We start from the raw sequence: 22,134 nt of genomic DNA, 5'->3' as shown, positions 1-22,134 counted from the left end.
GGGTTCCTAGAAAAGAAAGTAACGCTGCGCCATGGGCAGCACACTTGCTGGCTCACAGGTAAGCAGTTCGCCATCGGCGCGCACTTCATAGGTCTGAGGATCAACCTCCATGTGAGGCTGATAGTCGTTGAGGCGCATATCTGCCTTCGTAACAGTGCGGCAGTCCTTGACAGCTACGAGCCGCCGGTCGAGGCCGAGTGACTCACTTATACCCGCCTCAATGGAGGCACCACTGACAAAACTGACGTTCGTGGCATGGCTGGCCTTACCAAAAGCTCCAAACATGGGGCGGTAATGTACTGGCTGAGGGGTGGGGATCGATGCATTGGGGTCCCCCATGGGAGCCGCGGCGATAGCCCCACCCTTGATAATGAGCGCGGGCTTTACACCGAAGAACGCCGGCTTCCACAGGCACAGATCAGCAAGTTTGCCCACCTCTACAGAACCCACCTCATGCGCGATGCCATGGGCGAGCGCTGGATTGATGGTGTATTTGGCGATGTAACGCATGGCGCGGAAGTTATCCGCCGCACCTGAGCCCAAAGAACCACGCTGAGACTTCATCTTGCTGGCTGTCTGCCAGGTTCGACAGATGACCTCACCCACACGACCCATAGCTTGAGAGTCGGAGGAGATGATTGAGAATGCGCCAAGGTCATGAAGGATATCCTCGGCCGCGATAGTTTCTTTCCGAATACGAGAATCCGCGAAGGCTACGTCCTCGGGAATGGATGGATCCAGATGGTGGCAGACCATCAGCATATCGAGATGCTCGTCCACGGTGTTAATCGTGTATGGACGAGTAGGATTCGTGGAGGAGGGGAGTACGTTGGGCAAACCGCAGGCTTTGATAATGTCCGGGGCGTGACCACCTCCAGCCCCTTCCGTGTGGTAGGTGTGGATTGTCCTGCCCTTAAACGCTGCGATGGTGTCTTCTACAAAGCCCGATTCATTCAGCGTGTCGGTGTGAATAGCGACCTGCACATCAAAGCGTTCCGCAACACTTAGACAGTTGTCTATGGACGCGGGAGTCGTTCCCCAGTCCTCATGGAGCTTTAGACCCAGCGCGCCAGCACGAAGCTGCTCCTCCAGTGCTATGGGAAGGCTGGCGTTGCCTTTACCCAAGAAGCCAAGGTTCATTGGAAACGATTCAGCGCTTTGGAGCATCTTGCCAATATGCCAGGGACCGGGTGTGCAAGTTGTTGCATTGGTACCTGTGGCCGGGCCCGTGCCGCCGCCGAGCATGGTAGTGACGCCGCTCATCAGCGCTTCTTCTATTTGCTGGGGGCATATAAAGTGGATGTGCGCATCTATGCCACCCGCAGTCAGTATCTGACCTTCGCCAGCGATGATTTCTGTGCCGGGCCCTATGGGGAAATCAACCCCGGGTTGAACGTCGGGATTGCCTGCTTTGCCGATGCCGCTGATGCGTCCGGCGGTAATGGCGACATCCGCTTTCACTACACCCCAATAGTCTAGAATCAAGGCGTTGGTAATCACCGTGTCGGGAGATTCAGCGCAACTCACCTGGGATTGACCCATGCCGTCACGGATGACTTTTCCGCCACCAAACTTTACTTCTTCGCCGTAAATCGTGTGGTCTTTTTCTACTTCGATGAATAGCTCAGAGTCTGCAAGTCGTACCCTATCACCGACGGTGGGGCCGAACATGCTTGCGTAGTCACTACGACTGATCTTGCGCATCAAAGGTCTCCCATCACTTCGCCGCGAAAGCCATAGACTCTGCGTTTACCCGCGAGAGCGACTAATTCCACTTCGCGCTTTTGGCCCGGTTCAAAACGTACCGCGGTGCCCGCAGCGATATTGAGCCGAAAACCTCGCGCCGCTTCTCTATCGAATAACAAAGCGGGGTTACTTTCGGCAAAGTGATAGTGAGAACCCACTTGAACAGGGCGATCTCCGCTGTTCACCACAGCGGCGCTTATGAGCTCACGTCCTTCATTTATGCTGAGTTCCCCATCAGCGGTAATCATTTCCCCGGGAATCATGAGGCAGCCCCAGCAATCGGGTCGTGTACCGTGACCAGTTTGGTGCCATCGGGAAACGTAGCTTCTACCTGCACTTCCTGAATCATCTCTGCCACGCCCTCCATAACCTCATCGCGCGTCAAAATGGTGCGTCCGAAGCTCATTAACTCTGCGACGGTGCGTCCATCGCGAGCGCCCTCCAGTATCGCGGCACTAATAAGTGCTTGGGCCTCTGGATAGTTAAGCTTCACCCCGCGGTCCCGCCGCCGCTCAGCGAGTAGGGCGGCGGTGAACAGCAACAGCTTGTCTTTCTCTCGGGGGCTTAGTTCCATCCCAAATCCTTAATTCAGCGGCATTCGCAAGAGCATAGGCACAGCCTTAACGAGGAGCAAGTGCTTCGAGTAAGAGCTATACAGGCCCCTTAAATATCAGGAAGCATCATGTATGCCATATGCGAGGTATTGCGGGCGTTACGCCTAGCGACTCTTCAGTGATGTTTATCCAGAGCTGCGCGAAACCTTGGCGACAACGTATGGCGTCATCCCCCAGGTATCTCGCTATGACAAGCCCCGAGCGCTGAGTCACCGTAAATTCACCCTCGTTTAGCTTATGATTCACGCTTTTCAGCCACTGCTCGAGCAGCTCAGCGTCGGCATCATCCGTGAGCACCATGACGCCTACGGTACTTTGCTCTTGCATTCCCATTTGCGACCGGCTCACACGATCTCTGGCTGTAAAAGCCAGGCGCTCAATAAGCAGCGGCGTATTCTCTCGGTACACTTCCAATTGCTGTTTGAGGCGACCGCTAGAGAAATCCTCACCGCAGGCGGGGCGCCCCAGCACTACCACGTCCCAAAACACGAGCCTTGACTCGGCGCCCAGCTCTATGCGGGTTTCCAGCTCTGCATTGACGCCGTTAAACAGAATAGTTTCTTGAGGTAACCATTCCAAGCAGGCTTCGTCGACAGAGAGATTCACGGTTTGACGTTGCGCTTCCGGATGTTCATCCACCGTATAAAAACGCCCTGCTGCAGGGGTGGTTACCAGTGCGCTACCGCTATGCACCTGGATGTTGATCTGCAACTCATCGCCAAGCACTACGCCTCCAGGAGGATGGAGTAAATAGCAGTGAGCTTTACCTGCCACCTCCGGATAAAACAGCCGCTGTACTCGCAGGGGCCCTTCGTGTGAGCAGTGTTGAAAGCGCGTTCGCCCGTCACTTTCCTTAAAAGAAAGGTCGAGGCGAGCGCGCCACTGACGGAGAGGCTTGCTAGACTCCACTGCGGTTTTCAGGGTTTCTAAGAGCATGATGTCTACCTTACCGCATTGCCCGAGATTTTGGCGCTACACCTCGCACACCGCGTACTCTGCGGCCGTGTCTTTTGCGGCTTTCACGGCATCTCCAGCGCTGAGTGATGAGGCTCTTACCGGACCTATCGCCAGTCGAAATTTGTCACCGCTATACGCAAACCTTGGTATCCCCGTTTTGGTGAGTGCTGCCTCGCTGGAAGCGGGAGTCTGGGATCTAGATTGGACGCTGCATTGGGCCAGCCACTCGGTGCGCGAGAGCAGCACCGGCCGATCTCTAGAACTTGATGGTGAAACACGCCGCCATGATTTTCGCATCCAAAGGGGGTTGGGCAAAGGAGTCGCTGTTTCTTTGAATGTACCCTATGTCAGTCACAGCGCTGGCAAGCTTGATGGACTGATAGACGGATGGCACGCCTTCTGGGGTATGCCCGATGGCCCCCGCGGCGTGCAAGAAGACAATAGGCTACGGTATGCCTACTCGGGTTCTTCTGGCTTTGAGTTTCAGTCTGAGCGCTCGAGCATTGGTGATATTGAGCTGGGTATCAACGTCGAACTGATTGCGGCGGAGACATGGACTCTTGGTGCGCTTGCGCAGTACAAGTTTGACACAGGCTCCGCGGAGGATTTCTCGGGCAGTGGTGATTCTGGCGCGTCTCTTGGCGTCCGCTGGTCCTGGCAAAGCTGTTTTTCTGCTCTGCTAAGCTGTCATGTTCAAGCAGGCTTTACTGAGGTGGGCGGGATTGGCTTTGATCCCAAGGCCGACACCGTTACGCCATTTGCCGGGCTCAGTATTGGCTGGCAATTCGCTGACTCCCTCGCGCTTCTAGCCCAGGTGGATAGCCATGGCGCTGTCTACGATGCGCAGGTGCTTCGGAAGAACGGCCCACCCGTATGGGGGACTTTGGGCTTACGCTGGCAGCCGCTAGAGCGCTGGTTGATCGATGCGCAGTTTGTAGAGGACTTGGCGGTGGGGAGTGCGCCAGACGTCAGTTTTAGATTCGCACTATCGCATTCATTTTGAGCCCTTTACTCGGCGAGCAACCTGAGAGTTACGCTGCTAGACTCCAAACCACAGAAATATAATAAGGATAGATATCACTATGAGCATCAGTGTTGAACCCTCGGGTCAGGCATGCGGGGCGCGTGTCACAGGTGTAGATCTTTCTCGTCCATTATCAGATGACACGATAAAAGCGCTACGCGGTGCCTGGCTGGAGCACCACGTATTGGCATTCCCCGAGCAAACGCTAAGGGATGATGATCTTGAGCGCTTTACCCAATATTTTGGTCCTTTTGGAGAAGATCCCTTCATTGCCCCCATAGCGGGCCGCGAGCATGTTATCGCGATAGAGCGACGGGCGGATGAGCAAGCGCCGTTGTTCGCGGAAGCTTGGCACAGCGACTGGAGTTTTCAGGTTACGCCTCCCATAGGCACCTGCCTGTACGGCATTACTATTCCGCCAAAAGGTGGAGAAACCCTTTTTGCCAACCAGCACAAAGCCTTGGACACGCTGCCTACCGAGTTGCGTCAGCGGATCGAAGGTCTCGTTGCCATTCACTCTGCAAAAGCGGGCTACGCGCCCGATGGCATGTATGGTGAAAACGACGCGGCGAGTGATCGCAGCATGGATATCCGCCCGTCACCAGAGGCGGAAGCGGTGCAGACTCACCCTTTAATCCGCCGACATAGCGAAACCGGCCGCGCTTCCTTGTACAGCTGCCTGGGTTACATCATCGGCATTGAAGGTATGTCCGACGAACAAGCCGTAGAGCTGATGATGGAGCTTTACGCGTGGCAGACCAGAGACGAGAACCTATATACGCACGAGTGGGAAGAGGGCATGTTGATTATGTGGGACAACCGCTGTCTTCTTCATCGCGCCACGGGGGGATACGATGGGCACGACCGTCTTTTGCATCGAACAACGATCGGGGCAGGGGGGCTCTAAGCGCCAAGGATTTTAGCGGTTCGCTAAAGCCAACGGCGCATTTTAAAGATCAAGGTCAATCCAATGCCGACTAGAGCGCTAAGAAGGACCACAATCCAGAACGCGTTGTCGTTGTCGATGCCGGGCATCCCTCCAACGTTGATTCCCATGAGGCCCGTTAGGAACCCCAGTGGGAGAAATATCACGGCAGCGACAGTGAACAGATAGCTACGCGCGTTCATTTGTTCCGCGATGCGGCTCGCTAGTTCTTCCTGTGCGAGAACGGCCCGATCTCTGACCTCATCCATGTCTTCAATATGGCGAATGAGACGGTCATTGATCTCTCTAAGTCGTAGACGATTAAGGTCATCCAACCAACTAAGGTTTTCTGCAACTAAGCGGTTCATTGCTTCTCGCTGGGGAGAGAGGTAGCGCCGCACCGAGATGATTTGTTTTCGCAATGCAGCAAGCTCTGTTCTGATGCCTGTCGTTTCGCCGCTGAGGAGACGCTCCTCTATTACCAGCACATTGTCTTCAAAGCCCTCAATAGTGTCGGTCATGCGTCCCGTAATCCGCTCCGTCCACACTACAAGAAGCTCTACGGTGTTCCTCGGGCCGTTGCCTGCATCGAGCTCATCCAATACATCATCAGTCGAGATCAGATTGCGGCGACGTGTACTGATCAGCTTCGTACCATTGGTCCAGATCCGCAGAGAAACCATGTCATCGGGCTCCTGACCGGGGTTCATATTGATACCCCGTAAGGTCAGTAGAAGATTGTCTCCACGGTTCAGGGCCCGCGGCCGCGTCTCCGCATTGGTGAGAGAGCTAAACGCGATATCGTTCAGGCCGCTCTCATTTCTTAGCCAGTTCTGTGCGCTTTCGTCCTCGAAATCAAAATGCAGCCAGAGACTGCCTTCATCAGGAGTCCAGTCACCAACCATCGACCAATCGTAGGGACTGCAAGCACCTGTGCCATCCAAAAGTAGCGCGTGGACCAGGCCCTCAGGTGGCGTGGAATCAGAGGGATGATCTTGCGCTGGTCGGACATCCGACATTGCTACACCAGTTCACAGGGGAAACACCGATCGATAATGCAGTGTGCTTCACCACCGCGCAAGCGCGCCTAGTCCCAATCACTGCGCTGTCTTAATTTCCAGGGATCTGATCAACGAAATAGCTTGTTCCCGGGAGTCTCCACAGACCTCATCATGAGGACTGAAGTCTCGACACACACTGGGGTACTCGAGGGTTCCCCAAATTTTACAGCTGTTGGTCTGCGCATCGAGATTGATACAGGCAATCCCCGCGGGCTTGCCCCTAGGCATGCCCGGAAGCGGGGAGGAGATAGAGGGCGCAATGCAACAAGCACCGCAGCCCCTTCGACAGATCACAAACTCTTCATACTTTTTTACTCTTATTTTGCTCATTTTGCGCTGCAAACGAGCTGCCATGCATCGGCAAATTTAACTACTCCCGACGCTTGATTATGGACTGAACATTCAGCAGAGTAACGGCCGTTCTGCGCAGTAACGTCGCTGTGCAAAGAATCGGACATGCTGTCCGACTGATAGACTAACTCGGGTCAACCGTGGATAACTCTAATAACGTCAAGATCAGCCAATACCTCCTGCCTGATCGCCGAGAAATGCGCGTATTCGCCAAGGTTTTACCCTTGGCGATGGTCGTGTTTAGCGTGCTCGTGTTTGGCGTAATTCGTTATGGTGACCAACGCTCCGAACAAGCCCTGTTAAAGTCCCTAGAGAAAGAAGAGCAGCAAGCAGCCGCTTCCATGTCACGGACAGTTCAGCAAGCCCTCTTTTCTACCACGGCCAGTTTGCAATATTTGGTGCTGCTCATTGAACGGAATCTTGCGGAATCCACCCCCGTTGAGCGAATCGCGAGGACGCTGCTGGATTTTTCTGAAACACATCCGGTTTTCGACCAATTACGGTATCTAGACATGACGGGTAAAGAGGTCGTGAGAATCGACTCCACCCGCGATGGCTCCAAGATCGTCGGAATAGAAGGCTTACAGGACAAATCAGCGCGCGATTACTTTCAGCGGGCGAAGGAAGTGGAGCGCGGCAGAGTTCTCATCGTGCCAGTGGAGTTCAATAGAGAGCGAGGAGTCCTGGAATACCCACTTAAGCCAGTCATTCGATTGGCAATGCCTGTTTATGACTCTCAAGACAATAAGGTAGGCATCGCGATTATCAATTATAAGGCGCGTGTCTTACTTGATCGTTTGTTTGCTTCGGGAAAGGTAGCGAGAGGTAATGCAAATATTCTCAGTGCTCGTGGCCGATGGCTAATGGAGTCTGCTGGTTTTCAACCTGAGGATTACGTCCTGAATTCTGTCGATGATCTGAGCTTCGCGACGCGGATGCCCCAAGAGTGGGAACAGATCGGTACGAGTACGGCGGGTGTGTTCCGAACAGAGAACGGTCTGTTTAGTTATCGCGTGCTACTTCCAGCCCGGCTTGGCGAGCGACCGTCCGTCAACCCCGTAGCTTGGACGGTACCGAAACCCGGAAGTGGTGCGGAAGGAGGTTGGATCGTCTTATCCCACATACCGACGGTACAACTCGACAGTATTCTCGCCGCAAACCGCATGCTCCCAAGAACGTCTAAGGTACTTCTCGGACTTTTGATCTTAACGATTTCGTGGTTAATAGCACTGCAGTTCTCAGGCAACAGGGTTCGCCTGGAGGAGCTAAAGACTTCTGCGCGCTCCGATGATTTAACGGGCCTGGTTAACCGCGGTGAATTCGATCGCAACTTGTTTAGAGCAATAAGCCTCGCGGAGCGAAACAAACGCCCCATGGGAGTGGTGTATATCGACGTTAATGAATTCAAGGCCCTTAACGATACCCATGGCCACGCGTCTGGTGACAAAGTCCTCATCGCCATTGGAGAGCGCCTTGTAAAGTCCTGCAGAAACTCGGACGTGGCAGCCCGCTTGGGGGGGGACGAGTTTGCGGTCATCCTATGGGAGTTAGCTGGCCGCGCTGATGCGCGAGTGGCGGCCATGGGTATCGCGGCACGTATGCAGAAACCTCTGCATTTGGACCACGGTGAATATCAGACCAGTGTCAGTATTGGCGTAGCACTCTATCCTGACGATGGCACCACGCCGGAAGCGCTCTTGGCGCATGCAGATCAACGAATGTATGCAGAGAAAGCGCTGTCCAAAAAGACTGCAAACGCCTAAGCGCTGCATGCCTCTCTATCAGGCTCGCTGAAGTCCATTCAACACTGGAGTGTTTGATTTCTCCCGCTCATAATGCGGCGCGCTTTGCCGCTCACCCGCTGTTAAGGATCTACCCAAAGTCATGAACCAACCTGTTGCTGCGCTCTTAGCTTCTGAACTCAGTATTGGCCTAAATCAGGCGACGGCTGCTGTCACACTGCTTGACGATGGCGCCACCGTACCCTTTATCTCTAGGTATCGAAAAGAGTTGACCGGCGGCCTCGATGACACACAAATGCGCCATTTAGAAGAACGGCTTCGCTATCTCCGAGAGCTCGCAGAACGGCGCGAAGTCATACTGAAAAGCGTGGAAGATCAGGGAAAGTTGACGGCCGCCTTAGAGGCTTCGATCCGAAGCGCTGACACCAAAAGCCGACTCGAAGATCTTTACATTCCCTACAAACAAAAACGCCGCACTAAGGCCATGATCGCTCGTGACGCAGGTCTTGAGCCTCTGGCAAACGCCCTGCTAGAAAACCCTCAGTTAGCCCCCGAGCTTACCGCACAGGGCTATCTGGCAGCGGACGCAGGATTTGATACTCCCAAAGCGGCCCTCGACGGGGCAAAGCAAATCTTAATGGAGCGCTTTGCAGAAGACGCTGATTTACTGGACAGCCTCCGTCGATTTCTCAGTTCCCAGGGTTTACTGGCGGCGCGCGTGGTACCCGGCAAGGAAGAGGAGGGTGCGAAGTTTAGTGATTATTTTGAGCACACCGAAGTTCTGCAGTCTGTGCCATCTCATCGTGCCCTGGCGATGTTTCGCGGACGGAACGAAGGCATCCTCATGCTGGACTTACGGCTGACACCCGATGAAAACAGTGCCGATGTGCACCCCTGCCAAGGAATGATTGCCAAGCATTGGCACATTCAAGATCAAAAACGGCCTGCTGATAAATGGTTATCTGAGGTTGTTCGATGGACTTGGTCGGTTAAGTTGTCGGTTCACATACAAAGCGATCTTTTGATGCTGTTGCGCGAAAAAGCAGAAACAGAAGCCATCGGAGTCTTTGCTAGCAATTTGAAGGATCTTTTACTCGCCGCCCCGGCCGGACCGCAGGTAACGATAGGTCTCGACCCGGGACTACGCACCGGCGTTAAGGTAGCTACAGTAGATGCAACGGGGAAACTGGTGGATCAGGCGACCATTTACCCCACTCCGCCACAGAATAAAACCCAGGAAGCAGCAGCTACGCTATTGGCTATGATCGAACGGCACGGCGTGCAATTGATCAGTATTGGCAACGGGACGGGCAGTCGCGAGACGGATCGCTTCGTCGCAGAAATGCTCGCGAGCAAGCCACAATTGTCGGTGAGGCGTGTCATTGTGAACGAGGCGGGCGCATCCATCTATTCAGCGTCAGAGCTCGCCGCAAAAGAATTTCCCAACGTGGACGTAACCATCCGCGGGGCAGTCTCCATCGCGCGACGCCTCCAGGACCCCTTGGCCGAGCTTGTGAAAATCGATCCGCAATCCATAGGCGTAGGGCAATACCAACATGATGTAAGCCAGCTGCAGCTCGGCAGACAGCTCAATACTGTTGTTGAGGACTGCGTAAATGCGGTCGGCGTAGACATCAATACCGCATCGAGCCCTTTACTCGCACGGGTATCTGGCTTGAGTGCTCGCGTCGCCGACAATATTGTCGCTTTGCGCGACGCCAAAGGGCGCTTCTCCAGCCGCAAAGCGTTACTGGATGTTCCGGGGATGGGGGCCAAGACCTTTCAGCAGTCCGCCGGTTTTCTGCGAGTAATGGATGGAGTGAACCCCTTGGATCGTTCAGCCGTGCATCCCGAGTCCTACCCGGTTGTGGAAGCAATAGCCAAGGAAAACGGCCGTGAACTCCAAAGCCTCATCGCCGATAGCCCCTTTCTCAGAGCGGTGAACGCGCAGCAGTACGTTAGCGAGCAGGTAGGTCTACCGACGGTGACCGACATTCTGCGAGAACTGGAAAAACCAGGCCGCGACCCGAGACCTGAGTTCAAAACGGCTAGGCTTCAGGACGGTGTAGAAAAAATCACCGACCTGGAGCTCGACATGGTGCTCGAGGGTACTGTGACCAACGTTACAAGCTTCGGTGCGTTTGTAGATGTCGGCGTTCACCAGGACGGCTTGGTACACATCTCGGCCATGTCGGAGAAGTTTGTGAAGGACCCCCGAGACGCGGCAAAGGCAGGCGACATAGTAAAAGTCAAAGTGATGGCGCTGGATGTGACGAGACAACGGATCGGATTGAGTATGCGCTTGAGCGATAGTGCGAAAGACAAGCTTGAAGCTGAGGGTGGCAGGGAAAAATCTGGCGGGCGAAGGTCTAAGCCAACGCCAAGGTCTGCTCGCTCCCAAGATAAAAAGCAGGGTGATCGGAGCAGGGGAACAACCCGGTCGCCTAACACCCAAGCGAAGCCAAGTGGGGCTTTGGCAAACGCGTTTGCCAAAGCGCTGAAAAACGACCAAGGTGGCTAACACAGCAACTACTGAGTCTGATAAAGGCGTTTCAATGAGTCGGTCATTAGTGCAATTGGCGATGGTATGTATCGCCTCCGTCATGTCGTGGATAAGTCAGGCTTCCGAATACGACGTGATCGTGCGTAACGGGACCATCTACGATGGCAGTGGTGGCGCAGCATACGAGGCCGATATCGGCGTCGAAGGGGATCGTATCGCCTTCATCGGTGAGTTAGACGGCCAATCGGCCGGCATCGAAATCAACGCAGAAGGCAGGGCCGTAGCCCCGGGGTTCTTCAACTTGCTTAGTCACGCACATACATCCCTCATTGATGACGGTCGAGCTATGAGTGATGTACTGCAGGGCGTCACCTTTGAGGTGCTCAGTGAAGTATCTTTAGCGCCCCTGACCAATCGATCTCGTGCGCAGTTCGCTCAAAGCAGAAACCTCTCCTTAGAAGAACTCCCCTGGAGCTCTGTTGACGAGTATTTGGAATACGTCGAGGCAAGCGGCGTCTCCGTCAACTTCGCGACCTTCGTTTCGGCGGCGACGGTGCGCGTAAATGTTCTAGGATCTGATGATGTCGCCCCAACACCTGAGCAACTCGTCGCTATGCAAGCGCAAGTGGGAAGCGCAATGACTGACGGAGCATTAGGCTTAACATCCGCACTGATCTATGCGCCCGGTACCTTCGCAGACACGGCGGAGCTCATAGCGCTGTCCGAAGTTGCGGCTCGACACAACGGCATTTACACGGCGCATATGCGCAGTGAAGGGAACATGTTGCTGGAAGCCATTGAAGAAACTTTTCGTATCGGCAGGGAGGCGGGCGTACCCGTAAAGATCCATCACCTGAAAGCTGGGGGCACGCCTAACTGGCCAAAAATGGAGGAGGCGATCTCGCGTATTAATGCCTACGCAGCAGGCGGCGGCGAGGTTACCGCCGATATGTATACCTATACGGCAGGCGCTACGGGTCTGGATGCGGCGATGCCCACATGGGTGCAAGCGGGAGGCTACGAGCAGTGGGCGGAGCGTCTCCGAGATCCAGAAGTACGCGAGCGGGTCAAGCGGGAGATGGCCCAGAATGCCAAGGACTGGGAAAACCTTGGGTACTTTGCGGGCCCCGAAGGAATGCTTCTCATCGGCTTTAGAAACCCTGAACTCCAGAAGTATCAGGGCAAGACGGTGGCCGAAGTGGCCAAAAGCTTAGGCCAGGATCCGCGAGATACGATTATCGATTTAGTGATCGCTGATGGTTCACGAGTCGATACGGTTTACTTCCTTATGAACGAAGACAATCTAAAAGCCCAGATACGCCAGCCGTGGATGATGTTCGGATCTGACGCGCAAGCCATAGCTGCCAAAGGAGACAAGCTTAGTCAGGCGGCGCACCCACGAGCCTATGGCAACGTCGCACGATTACTGGGGCGCTATGTGCGCGAAGAACGAGTTATAAGCCTGGAGGAGGCTGTGAGGCGTTTGACGCTGTTACCCGCAACTACCCTAGGTATTGTCGAACGTGGCCGGCTTGCAGAAGGCTTTTACGCTGATTTGGTGGTGTTTGATGCTGAAGGAGTGGCTGACCATGCGACCTTTGATCAACCCCATGTCTATTCGACCGGTGTTGATCACGTTTTGGTGAACGGTGTACCCGTAGTGGCTGATGGAGAGCACACAGGCGCGGACGCTGGTAGAGCGGTTCGTGGCCCAGGCTACCTCAGCCCAGGTGCCAAAAACTAAGCGACGCCTTGGCTTAGAGATCGCTATGCAATACGAAGACTGTTGGAAATTGTTGCCGTCTTGAGCATAGCGGGTAAGTCCTCAATAGGGGCAGGGCGTCCAAATAGATAGCCCTGGACGAGATTGGCGCCTGCTTCGCTGCAGATAGAGAGTTCGTCATGGGATTCCACACCCTCGGCCAGGATCTCCATACCTGAGGACTGTCCGAATTCAGTCATGTGTTTCAGCAACAGGCGAGCGCGGGGGTCGTTCACACTTCGCTCAATGAAGTAGCGGTCGATCTTCAGCTGATCAAACTGATAATCCAGAAGACGTTTGAGCGAACTGAAGCCGGTTCCGAAGTCATCCATAGACAGCATGAATCCGCAATCGCGGAGTTTTTTGAGCTCGCTGATTAAGACTCTAGAGTACTCCATCAACGCTGACTCGGTGAGCTCCACATACACTTGATGCGGCGCCACGCCCGCTTGGGTGCAACGCGAGCACAAACGCTTGGCGAAGCCGCGCTCGCGCACCTGCGCTACATCAACGTTGAGATTGAGACGAATGCCCTCGAGGCTTTTGTGCGACTGAATCAATTGGCTAAATGAGAGTAAGCTTTTGTGCATCAGTAGATCGAAAAATCCTGTGGTACCTCCAGTGGTACGACAAGTTTCAATAAGGTCGTAGATTGATTGGTGGTGAATCAGCGGTTGTGAAGGGCGACTCAGTGCCTCGATGCCAATGAGCTCTTTACCGGAAACATCGTAGATAGGCTGTGCATAGGTTCGAATTGCGCGATCTTGATTCAGTCGCTGGTATTCGTCGCTTTTGTGCCGTCTTAAAGTTCTCTCGACCTCAAGCTTGGGAGTAAACAAAACAACAGTTTCATCTACAGAACCACGGGTCGTGTTCAGGGCTACTTTTGCGTCATGCAGGCACTTATCGAGGTTTTCGCTGGTAAGCCCACCGGCGTCCCTGGAGTGTTCGCAGATACCTGCGTAGCACTGGATGTTCAATTGAGTCGATCTGCCGTTAACAGTGACCGTAATTGGCTGTACGACAGCATCAACTAACGTTCTTGTCATAGCCTTTATGCTGAGGTCGCGTGAGTCTCGGCGCATGAGAACGGCAAAGGTCGAGCCATTCACCCGCGCGGTGACGTCGTGCTTGCCGCTATGGTGACGCAATCGCTGGCCTACAGACTTCAGGACAGCGTCACCCGCAGCATGACCGTACATTTGATTAACGCCTTCCATGTCTACCATGTCGATTATGGAAAGGCCTGCAAAATCACCATCGGGCGGAGCTTTCTCGGCAAAAGAGAAGAGCCCGCGACGCGACAGCACTCCGGTCATGGTATCGACATCTAACGCCTGACCCATGATGGGGGCGCCGGTGCTTTGACCCACTTGGTACTTGCTGACCATGACATAGTGAATGTAGCGCTCGCCTGGGTCTTCTAATAAACGAAGATAGAAGTCACTCGTTTCACCATCTCCCGTCGATAGCCGCGCCTCTACGGAACCGCCGTGTTTCGAGAGTTTGAGCAAACTGTCGCGGATGTCGTTTTCAAAGCAAGACATCCAGTTACTGCCAGTAAACGGGGCAGGGTGCCTAGCAAACAGTGTTTGCGCAGCGGGAGTGGCGTCTAGGGCGTTAAACTGAGGATCTACACGAATCATCGCAACCGGTGTGCGCCGCATGATGTCCCAGATACGTCTCCGAAAGTTGGGCACCATCGCCACAGCCCACTTTGGATCTGCGTGAGATTCAACAACACCAATTATTTCAGGGCCCTCGGAGGCGTCCCTGGTGTGTTCACACAAGTGGATGGAGTACTGAGCCTCGCTAACCAATGTCGCAGCACCCACCAACAGATCGTCCAGGCTTGCAGGAAGCAGACGATCACAATGCTGCGCTATCAACTGGCGGTTAGCGTCGTAGCCTACAAAGCCGGCTTGCCGTTCTTTCCAAGCCCCTCGTATGAAGGTGGCAAAACCCTCAGTCAGTACGCTTTCTGTCATCCAGTAGCTCTCGGAGGTGTTCATCATTAAGGGTCGTTACAAAAACCGTAAATTAATGGTGAAAATATATCAACTAGTGTTTTTATGAGCTGTCGGACCTTTGCTAACGCTTATGCAATCGATGTGTCGGTTATGTCACAGGCGGGCCGCGCTAACTAATTGTGCATTCGCTTAAATATCGATCTGTGGGAGAAAAACTTCGGCGGTAGTGGGGTTAGCTGGCGGGGTTGTAATCGCAAAGCCACAACGCCAACTAGTTAGCAAATACTTTATTTAACATAATATGTATTATGCGCAGTGTTAGGTGTGGCCGTATGCGGCTGCATCTCAGCATCGACGGGCGTCAAAGCCTGTGCTCTGGCTCAGCGTACTACCTCGATCGATGACAAGTTGTCAGCGTGCTCTCCGAACGGCAATGCTGAGTTGCCCACGTTAAGCACCGGCAGTAATAAGCTGACGGGGTCCCAATAATATCGATGAAGCAAATCGTTACAGCGTTCTACGCATAACCGCAGCGCTGTCTGGACACAAGCTGCTGAACTCACGCGTCTGCTTTATTACCTCAGGGGCCAATGCTCTGGAAACATATTCGAACCCTTGACGCTCAAAGTAGGTTTCCGCGGTTTCAGTGAGTAGATACAAGTCTGAGATTCCGACAGACCTCGCATGCGCGTATAGGTGCTCCAGCAGCGCTTTACCGACACCCTGACCTTGGCCCCTCGGATCCACGGCAAGGGATCGCAGTAGACCATAGCTGCCATACACTTCGACGCCGACAACGCCCTTGATGTCGGGGGACTCTCCGCAACTGAAAAAGTGATTGAGATCCAGGTCAGCGAGATCGCTTGTGGGTAGATCATTTTTATCGAGGATCTGATGCAGATCGCTTAGCTCTGGCGCTGGATAGATAGTGCCCATTAGATTAACTCCAAGAACCTAGATTGGTTTAGGCTGTTCGCCAGAGATCTATAAATATCGGAACCCGCATTGATGCGCAACGTACTTATTGCCCTTCTCTTGTTTGTCTTCACTGTTACCACAACACTCATCGTAGTGAGCCCCAAGACGACGCCTAAAATGCCTAGGAGTGCTGCAGCACCCATAGCAGAGATCCTGGACATTGAAGTAAACGGGGCGAACCAGCGAATCCTGATGCGAGGGCAGAACCGGACAAATCCAATTTTACTGCACGTGCATGGAGGTCCCGGCGGCCCCGATCAGGCCATTCTTCGTTCAAAGGGCTTTGATATTGAGGACCTCTTTACCGTCGTCTATTGGGATCAACGCGGCGCGGGCGCAAGCTACTTTGCTGATGCATCAACGGATGATCTAAGTCTTGAGCAGATAGTCGAAGATGGCCTCGCAGTCAGCGAGTATCTCCTTGATCGCTTCGACAAAGACAAGCTCTATCTTCAGGGTCATTCCTGGGGAACGCTGGTCGCCACACACATGGCTACTGAACGACCGAAATTGTTCGCGGCTTACTTTGGTATAGGCCAAATGGCTGACTCCAGGCGCGCCGAACTCCTCTCCTACAACTTCACGGTTCAGCAGCTAACGCAGGCGGGAGATCAAAAGGCTCTTCATGAGCTCGAGAGCCTCGGCCCTCCACCCTACCCCAGTCCTGAGGAATGGCTTCGGGCCGTTGGCATCGAACGCACCCTCATGAGGCCCCTTGAAAAACCCGATGGGTCCATTTTTATGTCGATGCTAGACACATACTTGACGTTCACGCTGTACCGCGGTTACTCAATATCCGATAAATTGAACGCTTTAAGGGGCAGTGAGATCTCTATAGACAAGCTTTGGACGGATGCGATCAACGCGGATCTGATGACGACGCATCGTCGTTTTGAAATCCCGGTTTACTTTTTTCAGGGCCGCTATGATCAACACACCGTAACCGAGGTTGCCAAAGCTTACTTCGACGTTATCGATGCACCGCAGAAAGAGTATTTCGAGTTTGCTTCGTCGGCACACTGGCCCCACGTAAATGAGTTCGAGCGCTATCGGTCCATCTTGAAACGCCTTTCACAATGAACCCTCTCTAAACTCGTACTACCAATTGCAGTCCACTAAAGTCGGCTGGGGTGCTAAAAGTTCCAGTTACCAAAGACCTGGCTTCGCGAAAGCTTCCACGCAACGCACAGAGCCTTGAAGCACAGCCAAATCGTTGCCCTGAAGTGATAACGCCTGCCAGCCATGGGGTAACGATAGAGGATACGGCCCTGCTACTTGCGTCTCTTCCATCGGGAGAAACCCGAAGCGTGAGTAATATGCGGGGTCGCCATAGGTGAACACGACATCTGCCCCCTCCTCTGACAGTTGCTGAAGACCGTGCCTAATCAGTTGTTGGCCAACGCCCGTTGACTGCTTGTCGGTCCGGACCGCCACCGGCGACAAAAGCGACGCTTGGGTTCCATCGGCTAACATCAACTCGCTGAAGACAATAGCGCCAATAAAGCTACCCTCCTCCACTGCAGCAAATCCCTCGGCACGCTCTTCATCAAAATACCTCAGCAAATCCTTCACGAGACTCGCGATTTCAGCGCCCGATGCCTCGCCCTCCGAATCAGAAAACGACTCGGCGCAAACGCGAATCAGTTCTTCGGATTGAGCAAGCTCCACTCTTACGAAGTTCATCTCTTTTCTCCTGTGAGTATTACGTCAGTCTATCTCTAACGCTTGCAGGGGATGTTATTGTTGCACCGGTTACGCGGCCGCGACGCTGGCGAGCGCGTACCATTAAGCATCAAACTCTAATAGGAACAAAGTGTCCAAAGCCTCCAGCAAGGTCAAGTTGATTCGCAGCTGCTCCATATGGCGGGCACTGGAAATTGTGGGCGACACACCCACTCTCCTCATACTCGAGAGTTACTGGTTAGGCGCTCGCCGTTTTGACGAGTTCTGCAAAGAGACAGGCCTTCTAAAAACCGTTGTAAGCGACCGTCTAAAGCGCCTGGTCAGCAATGAGTGCATGATAAAGGTCGCCTATAGTGACAACCTTAAGCGCTTCGAATATAGAGGTACCGAAAAGTTCGTCGCACTTTTCCCTCTCGCGCTAGCGATGCTGAATTGGGAGCGTAAGTGGAGCGAAAAACCCGACGCATTGTCGGTAGAACTCACGCACAAAAAATGTGGTCAGCTCAGTGAGCCGGAAGCGACCTGCAAGGCTTGTCATGCCCTGATAAGACCGGAAGATGTCATTTGGTCCGAAGGACCCGGCGCAGGTTTCAACGAATCGATGTATCGGCGTCGCCGGCGGCAAACCGCAAGACCGGTCAATAGGCTGTTAGATGATGTGGTGCGCATTATCGGCGACCGATGGGCCACACTGATCTTGCGATCGCTGTTTAGTGGAGTGAGTCAGTTCCAGGAGATTCTTACAGACACCGCCATTGCGACAAACATTCTGTCAGCAAGACTCTCGGAGCTCTCTGATGCGGCTGTGATCTGTTCGCAGGCTGTGCCTGGGGATTCCCGCCGAATCGAATATCGCCTCACAGATAAAGGCCTGAGCCTCTTCCCGATTATTGTGGCGCTAATGGCATGGGGGGATGAATGGCTGCCAACGCCAAACGGAGCTCCGCAGATACTCACACACCAGCTCTGCGAACACCCACTCAAAATCAAAATGGCTTGCTCCGCCTGTCGTGAGCAGGTTCACCCTCAAGATACGGTCTACAAGCTGACCTTGCTTGAGAAGTGAAGGCTGAAGGTGGATGGAGACCGATTGAAGCGCCAATTATGCTGCGCTATCCCAGCCCTCAATCTGCCGTGGCTTCATCCAGCAACCGTGGAACCCTAGCGGGATGCGTCGAGGCACCTTGATCCGCGCCACGGGGCCCTTGTCCATAGCTTGCGCGTCAAAAACCTGTAGCTCCTGAACTTCGGTTTTATCGTTCCAACAGAACACGACCAGGTACCCGTGATCTTCGCTTTTGGGGCTGTCAGCAGGCGCGAACCACGGTTCGCTGTACCAGCAATGATCCTCATCGTCTGACCATGAACCGCCGCACTCGCCTGTTTCGAGATTCATTTTCCGTACACCGACCCAGCGGAAGTCCGTGGGATGGTGATCGATGAAATAGCCCCACCGCGTAGGCCGTCCCGTTAACGCGCTGTTATAACTAGGAAACTCGATGTTGTAATCGGGGTTTAGGCACTCTTCTTTGGTTTCACCCGTTTTGACGTTCATGCTGTAACGCCACAACCGAGCGTCCATCATCAAGCCGCCGATCATTTTTGCAGTGCGCTCTTGATTAATACTGCCATCGGCATTCTTGGCCGGCATGTACCGACAAGCGATTTGAATAATCTCATCGCCCTCTTCCCAGCAATTCACAACGTGATAAAGAAAGCACGACGAAAACTCGAACCACTTGATGCTATCTGACGCGCCAAACCGGGGGATTACTCCAAAGCGCATTTTAAGATCCGAATTGAACACGATCTTATGCCGCCCGGCCTTAAGCGCTTCTTCGTCGTGATACACCGGAACATCGTGAAGTATAGAGTAGTTTTCAGTGATTCCCATGTCGTGCATCAGGCGATCTCCCGGAAGCTCTATAGGCACGTGATGCACGAGCTTTCCTGTCGCATCGACTACTCCGTAACTCATATGAGGCTTTTCCGTGAAGTAGTCGAAATACATTAGGTCGCCGGTGTACTCGTCGACCTTTGGATGCGCGGACATGCCATTGCCAAAGCCGCTGACGTACTCGGGCGCTGCTTTAACCGTCTCTAGGGTGATGGGATCGACAATATGAGGGATGCCCGCCAGATACCAACTGGTCAATGCCTTCCCTGCGTGGCCGATAACGTCTGTATTGGATACATCCGCCATGGGCTTATCATTACTGCCCTTCTCGGAGTTACGAACCCCCCAGAATGTTTCTTCCCCCGCATCGAGGTTTTGCCGGGCGCCGGCGGTTTGAATATAGCGATTCCGATAAGTGAACTGGCCATTGCGAAACTCACCGGCGTGGATCATTCCGTCACCATCAAAAACGTGATGAGCGCCTTTAGGCTCAAATCGTGGATTGGGGCCGTTGCGCAGATAAACACCGTTTAGATCTCGCGGGATCTCCCCTTCCACCTCGAGATTGTGCAGTACCAGTTCGTCAGCAATTGGCGCGAATGTTCCGGTTAAATGGGGACCATGGCCGTGCCCAAAAGGCGCATCAGGATCTACCAAAGGCTTATTCATAGTGCTCTCCGAACGGTCTCAGCGACCACCGTGGGTGTTAGTATGTTTACGCAAGTTATTAGACTACACAACAGCAGCATTGTTCAAGACGCCTTGAGCCGCTTATCGGTGACACAGACCAAACTCAAATCACCCCCTCAGACTTGAATCGAGCGATCGCATCAGTGTCGTAACCAATCTCCGCGAGAATCTCATTCGTGTGTTCGCCCAGTGTCGGCGCCCGTTGGAATTCGCCCATGGAAGTGCGGGAATAGCGCACGGGATGCTCGGCAATGGGTGCCGGGCGAGGCACACCAGGGTATTCCATCGGCTTTAACATCTCGGCTGCTACTACGTGCTCGTTCTGCAGTGTTTCTCTCGGGCTTAACATCTCGCCACAAGGGATGCCGGCAGCGGCCAGCTCTGAGAGGACTTCTTCATTAGTGCGCTGCTTACACCAATCGGCCATGCGCGCTCCTATGATGTCGCCGTGATCCCCTCGGGATTGGTCCGTGCCAAAGCGTTGATCTTCTAACCAACGAGTCTCACCCATCAATGTGGCCCAGCGTTTAAAAAGGCCGCCGCCCACTACTTGAACGGTCACCCAGCCGTTGCTCGTCTCATACGTATCCGTGGGCGCGTTGTACTGCCCGCGCATTCCCGAGCCTTGTCTACCGATACCGAGTACCGCTTCTTCCATGAGCGCCGCGTTATTGAAGGTCAGTGCGGTGCCAAGCAGCGTCCCCTCTACAATTTGTCCTTCTCCGGTTTTGTTGCGGTGAAGAATGGCCGCTAGCGTGCCAAAGGCGCTGAAAGACGCCGTGCCAAAATCGGTGTAAGGCGCAAAGGATTTTCCCGGCAATCCGGGTTTTCCATTGAGGAACATTCCTCCTGACATTGCTTGAGCCACGGTGTCAAAGCCGCCACGGGTCGCAAAAGGCCCCTCCGATCCAAATGCGGAACCTGTGGTTAGGATAATGTCCGGTTTAATGCTCGTTAAGGTTTCGTAATCGAGTCCGAGTTTTTTTAGTGCGGGAAAAGGAAGGTTTGCAACAACGACATCAGCGGACTCTATAAGACGGCGCATGATTTCGCGGCCGTCATCAGATCTTGGATTGAGAGTTAGACCGCGCTTGTTACGCCCAAGCTGCACATAGTAGGCCCCTTCTCCACCGTCACTGATCGGCACGGTATAGCGATCTTCGCCACCGCCAGGTTTTTCTATGCGTATAACATCGGCACCGAGATCTGCAAGGAGCGTCGCGCAAAACGGACCGGCGATGTACCGGCCAAAATCCAATACACGAATGCCTTTGAGGATATCGTTCATGGGGCAATCCCCTTACGCAGCTGTCATCGACTGAAAGCGTCGAATCGCTTCCCGGTACTCACGATCCAAGTCATCAACAATACTTGCCAAGGGTTCTACCTTTCGACTACGGCCGACGCCCTGCCCCGCAGCCCAGATGTCCCTCCAGCGTTTGCTGTCGCCCGCTCCGGAATAGTCACGCCCCATGGGAGCTTCTGTATCGACATCTATCCCGGCCTGTTCGACGCTGGCTTTCAGCCATGATGCCTGGGTGCCCGTAATGGCGGAGGATATGACCAAGTCTTCTGACGTGGCAGCAATCACCATTTCTTTGTACTCCTGCTGCGCCATGCTTTCCTCCGTAGGTAGAAAACGAGTTCCCATGTAGACGTAGTCGGCTCCAGCCGCTATTGCGCCAGCAACACCCGCCCCATCACATATTCCGCCACCCACCGCGATGAATCCTTCAAAGAACTCTCGGATGGCAGACACAAATGCAAAGGGTGACAACTGTCCGGTATGGCCTCCAGCACCCGCACTGATACAAGCGAGACCATCCACCCCCGCATCAGCTGCCTTTTTTGCCAGCTTCAAACTCACGACGTCTGCGAACACCAAGCCGCCGTAGCCGTGAACCGTTTCCATTACGGGTTTTGGTGAGCCCAAGGCCGTAATTACGGCAGCGGGTTTGTATTTCGCAACCAGGGCTAACTCTTCCTCTAGACGGGTGTACGAAGAGTGTGTGATGAGATTCATTACCCAAGGCGCATCATTGGGCGTGAGAGCCCCCGAGATTTCGGCCATCCACTGGTCAAGCTCCTCGATGCTGCGAGTGTTCGTGGATGGAAACGATCCAGAGATGCCGGCTTTACAGGCAGCGATAACTAACTCGGGACCGGAGACCAAAAACATGGGCGCGCAGAACACGGGCAAACGAAGCTTCAACGGATCTCTCTTACTCATG

General features: G+C 54.0%; 19 protein-coding genes. 7 read left to right on the top strand and 12 right to left on the bottom strand.

The features are described from left to right. Positions 1-6: 6 nt before the first annotated feature. The 4 genes from ureC to R0137_RS11725 all read right to left on the bottom strand — a co-directional run bounded on the left by ureC (position 7) and on the right by R0137_RS11725 (position 3,296). Positions 7-1,704 (bottom strand): urease subunit alpha, encoded by a 1,698-nt coding sequence (gene ureC / locus R0137_RS11740; protein ID WP_407326598.1) that lies wholly within the window; start codon positions 1,702-1,704, stop codon positions 7-9. Then, complete coding sequence (locus tag R0137_RS11735) at positions 1,704-2,009, bottom strand: urease subunit beta (protein ID WP_407326597.1); 306 nt, start codon at positions 2,007-2,009, stop codon at positions 1,704-1,706. Before R0137_RS11735 ends, ureC begins: the two co-directional genes overlap by 1 nt. Then, positions 2,006-2,320, bottom strand: a complete 315-nt coding sequence (gene ureA, locus R0137_RS11730; RefSeq protein ID WP_407326596.1) for an urease subunit gamma — start codon at positions 2,318-2,320, stop codon at positions 2,006-2,008. Before ureA ends, R0137_RS11735 begins: the two co-directional genes overlap by 4 nt. A gap of 106 nt (positions 2,321-2,426) precedes the next feature. Beyond that, complete coding sequence (locus R0137_RS11725; RefSeq protein WP_407326595.1) at positions 2,427-3,296, bottom strand: urease accessory protein UreD; 870 nt, start codon at positions 3,294-3,296, stop codon at positions 2,427-2,429. Between R0137_RS11725 and R0137_RS11720 the strand changes: the two genes are divergently transcribed. Both R0137_RS11720 and R0137_RS11715 read left to right on the top strand, forming a co-directional pair. Further along, the gene (locus R0137_RS11720) at positions 3,295-4,320 is read left to right on the top strand and encodes a DUF3187 family protein (RefSeq protein WP_407326594.1); all 1,026 of its coding nucleotides are present in this window, start codon (positions 3,295-3,297) and stop codon (positions 4,318-4,320) included. The two genes, R0137_RS11725 and R0137_RS11720, sit on opposite strands and share 2 nt — an antisense overlap. 79 nt (positions 4,321-4,399) lie before the next feature. After that, on the top strand, positions 4,400-5,248 hold the full coding sequence (locus R0137_RS11715; protein ID WP_407326593.1) for a TauD/TfdA dioxygenase family protein: 849 nt from the start codon (positions 4,400-4,402) through the stop codon (positions 5,246-5,248). Between the two features lie 23 nt (positions 5,249-5,271). On the opposite strand, the gene R0137_RS11710 is transcribed toward R0137_RS11715, so the two are convergent. Further along, entirely contained in the window at positions 5,272-6,285 is a 1,014-nt protein-coding gene (locus R0137_RS11710; protein WP_407326592.1) for a zinc transporter ZntB, read from the bottom strand. A gap of 78 nt (positions 6,286-6,363) precedes the next feature. Then, on the bottom strand, positions 6,364-6,555 hold the full coding sequence (locus tag R0137_RS11705) for a Fe-S-cluster oxidoreductase (protein ID WP_407330012.1): 192 nt from the start codon (positions 6,553-6,555) through the stop codon (positions 6,364-6,366). Positions 6,556-6,818: 263 nt separating this feature from the next. Between R0137_RS11705 and R0137_RS11700 the strand changes: the two genes are divergently transcribed. From R0137_RS11700 to R0137_RS11690, 3 genes are all read left to right on the top strand, one after another. Then, complete coding sequence (locus tag R0137_RS11700; RefSeq protein WP_407326591.1) at positions 6,819-8,441, top strand: diguanylate cyclase domain-containing protein; 1,623 nt, start codon at positions 6,819-6,821, stop codon at positions 8,439-8,441. Positions 8,442-8,562: 121 nt separating this feature from the next. Next, positions 8,563-10,941 (top strand): Tex family protein, encoded by a 2,379-nt coding sequence (locus R0137_RS11695; RefSeq protein WP_407326590.1) that lies wholly within the window; start codon positions 8,563-8,565, stop codon positions 10,939-10,941. Positions 10,942-10,975: 34 nt separating this feature from the next. After that, positions 10,976-12,667 (top strand): amidohydrolase family protein, encoded by a 1,692-nt coding sequence (locus R0137_RS11690; RefSeq protein WP_407326589.1) that lies wholly within the window; start codon positions 10,976-10,978, stop codon positions 12,665-12,667. 23 nt (positions 12,668-12,690) lie between these two features. Here R0137_RS11690 and R0137_RS11685 read toward each other — a convergent pair whose 3' ends face one another. Together R0137_RS11685 and arsN2 are read right to left on the bottom strand one after the other, a co-directional pair. Beyond that, the gene (locus R0137_RS11685; protein ID WP_407326588.1) at positions 12,691-14,673 is read right to left on the bottom strand and encodes an EAL domain-containing protein; all 1,983 of its coding nucleotides are present in this window, start codon (positions 14,671-14,673) and stop codon (positions 12,691-12,693) included. A 489-nt stretch (positions 14,674-15,162) separates the two neighbouring features. Further along, positions 15,163-15,591, bottom strand: a complete 429-nt coding sequence (arsN2, locus tag R0137_RS11680) for an arsenic resistance N-acetyltransferase ArsN2 (RefSeq protein WP_407326587.1) — start codon at positions 15,589-15,591, stop codon at positions 15,163-15,165. A gap of 72 nt (positions 15,592-15,663) precedes the next feature. Between arsN2 and R0137_RS11675 the strand changes: the two genes are divergently transcribed. After that, positions 15,664-16,713: an alpha/beta hydrolase gene (locus R0137_RS11675; RefSeq protein ID WP_407326586.1), complete on the top strand. Its 1,050-nt coding sequence runs from the start codon at positions 15,664-15,666 to the stop codon at positions 16,711-16,713. 66 nt (positions 16,714-16,779) lie between these two features. Here the strand turns inward: R0137_RS11675 and R0137_RS11670 are convergent, their stop codons facing one another. Beyond that, positions 16,780-17,316, bottom strand: a complete 537-nt coding sequence (locus R0137_RS11670; RefSeq protein WP_407326585.1) for a GNAT family N-acetyltransferase — start codon at positions 17,314-17,316, stop codon at positions 16,780-16,782. A 130-nt stretch (positions 17,317-17,446) separates the two neighbouring features. Here R0137_RS11670 and R0137_RS11665 point away from each other — a divergent pair, with 130 nt between their 5' ends. Continuing rightward, the gene (locus R0137_RS11665; protein WP_407326584.1) at positions 17,447-18,382 is read left to right on the top strand and encodes a winged helix-turn-helix transcriptional regulator; all 936 of its coding nucleotides are present in this window, start codon (positions 17,447-17,449) and stop codon (positions 18,380-18,382) included. 36 nt (positions 18,383-18,418) lie between these two features. On the opposite strand, the gene R0137_RS11660 is transcribed toward R0137_RS11665, so the two are convergent. From R0137_RS11660 to R0137_RS11650, 3 genes are all read right to left on the bottom strand, one after another. Beyond that, positions 18,419-19,882 (bottom strand): carotenoid oxygenase family protein, encoded by a 1,464-nt coding sequence (locus tag R0137_RS11660; protein WP_407326583.1) that lies wholly within the window; start codon positions 19,880-19,882, stop codon positions 18,419-18,421. 124 nt (positions 19,883-20,006) lie between these two features. Further along, entirely contained in the window at positions 20,007-21,191 is a 1,185-nt protein-coding gene (locus tag R0137_RS11655; RefSeq protein ID WP_407326582.1) for a CaiB/BaiF CoA transferase family protein, read from the bottom strand. Positions 21,192-21,203: 12 nt separating this feature from the next. Continuing rightward, positions 21,204-22,133 (bottom strand): NAD(P)H-dependent flavin oxidoreductase, encoded by a 930-nt coding sequence (locus tag R0137_RS11650; protein WP_407326581.1) that lies wholly within the window; start codon positions 22,131-22,133, stop codon positions 21,204-21,206. Position 22,134: the final 1 nt, after the last annotated feature.

The sequence above is a fragment of the Congregibacter brevis genome (assembly GCF_045689245.1).
In the GTDB taxonomy this organism is placed as follows: domain Bacteria; phylum Pseudomonadota; class Gammaproteobacteria; order Pseudomonadales; family Halieaceae; genus Congregibacter; species Congregibacter brevis.
This window is presented reverse-complemented; position numbering and strand designations above follow the sequence as displayed.

What these genes read in the sequence shown, in the direction of transcription:
- R0137_RS11670 (WP_407326585.1), bottom strand. Translation starts at nt 17,316, where the DNA reads ATGAACTTCGTAAGAGTGGAGCTTGCTCAATCCGAAGAACTGATTCGC.
- ureC (WP_407326598.1), bottom strand. Translation starts at nt 1,704, where the DNA reads ATGCGCAAGATCAGTCGTAGTGACTACGCAAGCATGTTCGGCCCCACC.
- arsN2 (WP_407326587.1), bottom strand. Translation starts at nt 15,591, where the DNA reads ATGGGCACTATCTATCCAGCGCCAGAGCTAAGCGATCTGCATCAGATC.
- R0137_RS11690 (WP_407326589.1), top strand. Translation starts at nt 10,976, where the DNA reads ATGAGTCGGTCATTAGTGCAATTGGCGATGGTATGTATCGCCTCCGTC.
- R0137_RS11650 (WP_407326581.1), bottom strand. Translation starts at nt 22,133, where the DNA reads ATGAGTAAGAGAGATCCGTTGAAGCTTCGTTTGCCCGTGTTCTGCGCG.
- R0137_RS11710 (WP_407326592.1), bottom strand. Translation starts at nt 6,285, where the DNA reads ATGTCGGATGTCCGACCAGCGCAAGATCATCCCTCTGATTCCACGCCA.
- R0137_RS11720 (WP_407326594.1), top strand. Translation starts at nt 3,295, where the DNA reads ATGATGTCTACCTTACCGCATTGCCCGAGATTTTGGCGCTACACCTCG.
- R0137_RS11705 (WP_407330012.1), bottom strand. Translation starts at nt 6,555, where the DNA reads ATGCCTAGGGGCAAGCCCGCGGGGATTGCCTGTATCAATCTCGATGCG.
- R0137_RS11655 (WP_407326582.1), bottom strand. Translation starts at nt 21,191, where the DNA reads ATGAACGATATCCTCAAAGGCATTCGTGTATTGGATTTTGGCCGGTAC.
- R0137_RS11685 (WP_407326588.1), bottom strand. Translation starts at nt 14,673, where the DNA reads ATGACAGAAAGCGTACTGACTGAGGGTTTTGCCACCTTCATACGAGGG.
- R0137_RS11695 (WP_407326590.1), top strand. Translation starts at nt 8,563, where the DNA reads ATGAACCAACCTGTTGCTGCGCTCTTAGCTTCTGAACTCAGTATTGGC.
- R0137_RS11715 (WP_407326593.1), top strand. Translation starts at nt 4,400, where the DNA reads ATGAGCATCAGTGTTGAACCCTCGGGTCAGGCATGCGGGGCGCGTGTC.
- R0137_RS11735 (WP_407326597.1), bottom strand. Translation starts at nt 2,009, where the DNA reads ATGATTCCCGGGGAAATGATTACCGCTGATGGGGAACTCAGCATAAAT.
- ureA (WP_407326596.1), bottom strand. Translation starts at nt 2,320, where the DNA reads ATGGAACTAAGCCCCCGAGAGAAAGACAAGCTGTTGCTGTTCACCGCC.
- R0137_RS11725 (WP_407326595.1), bottom strand. Translation starts at nt 3,296, where the DNA reads ATGCTCTTAGAAACCCTGAAAACCGCAGTGGAGTCTAGCAAGCCTCTC.
- R0137_RS11660 (WP_407326583.1), bottom strand. Translation starts at nt 19,882, where the DNA reads ATGAATAAGCCTTTGGTAGATCCTGATGCGCCTTTTGGGCACGGCCAT.
- R0137_RS11675 (WP_407326586.1), top strand. Translation starts at nt 15,664, where the DNA reads ATGCGCAACGTACTTATTGCCCTTCTCTTGTTTGTCTTCACTGTTACC.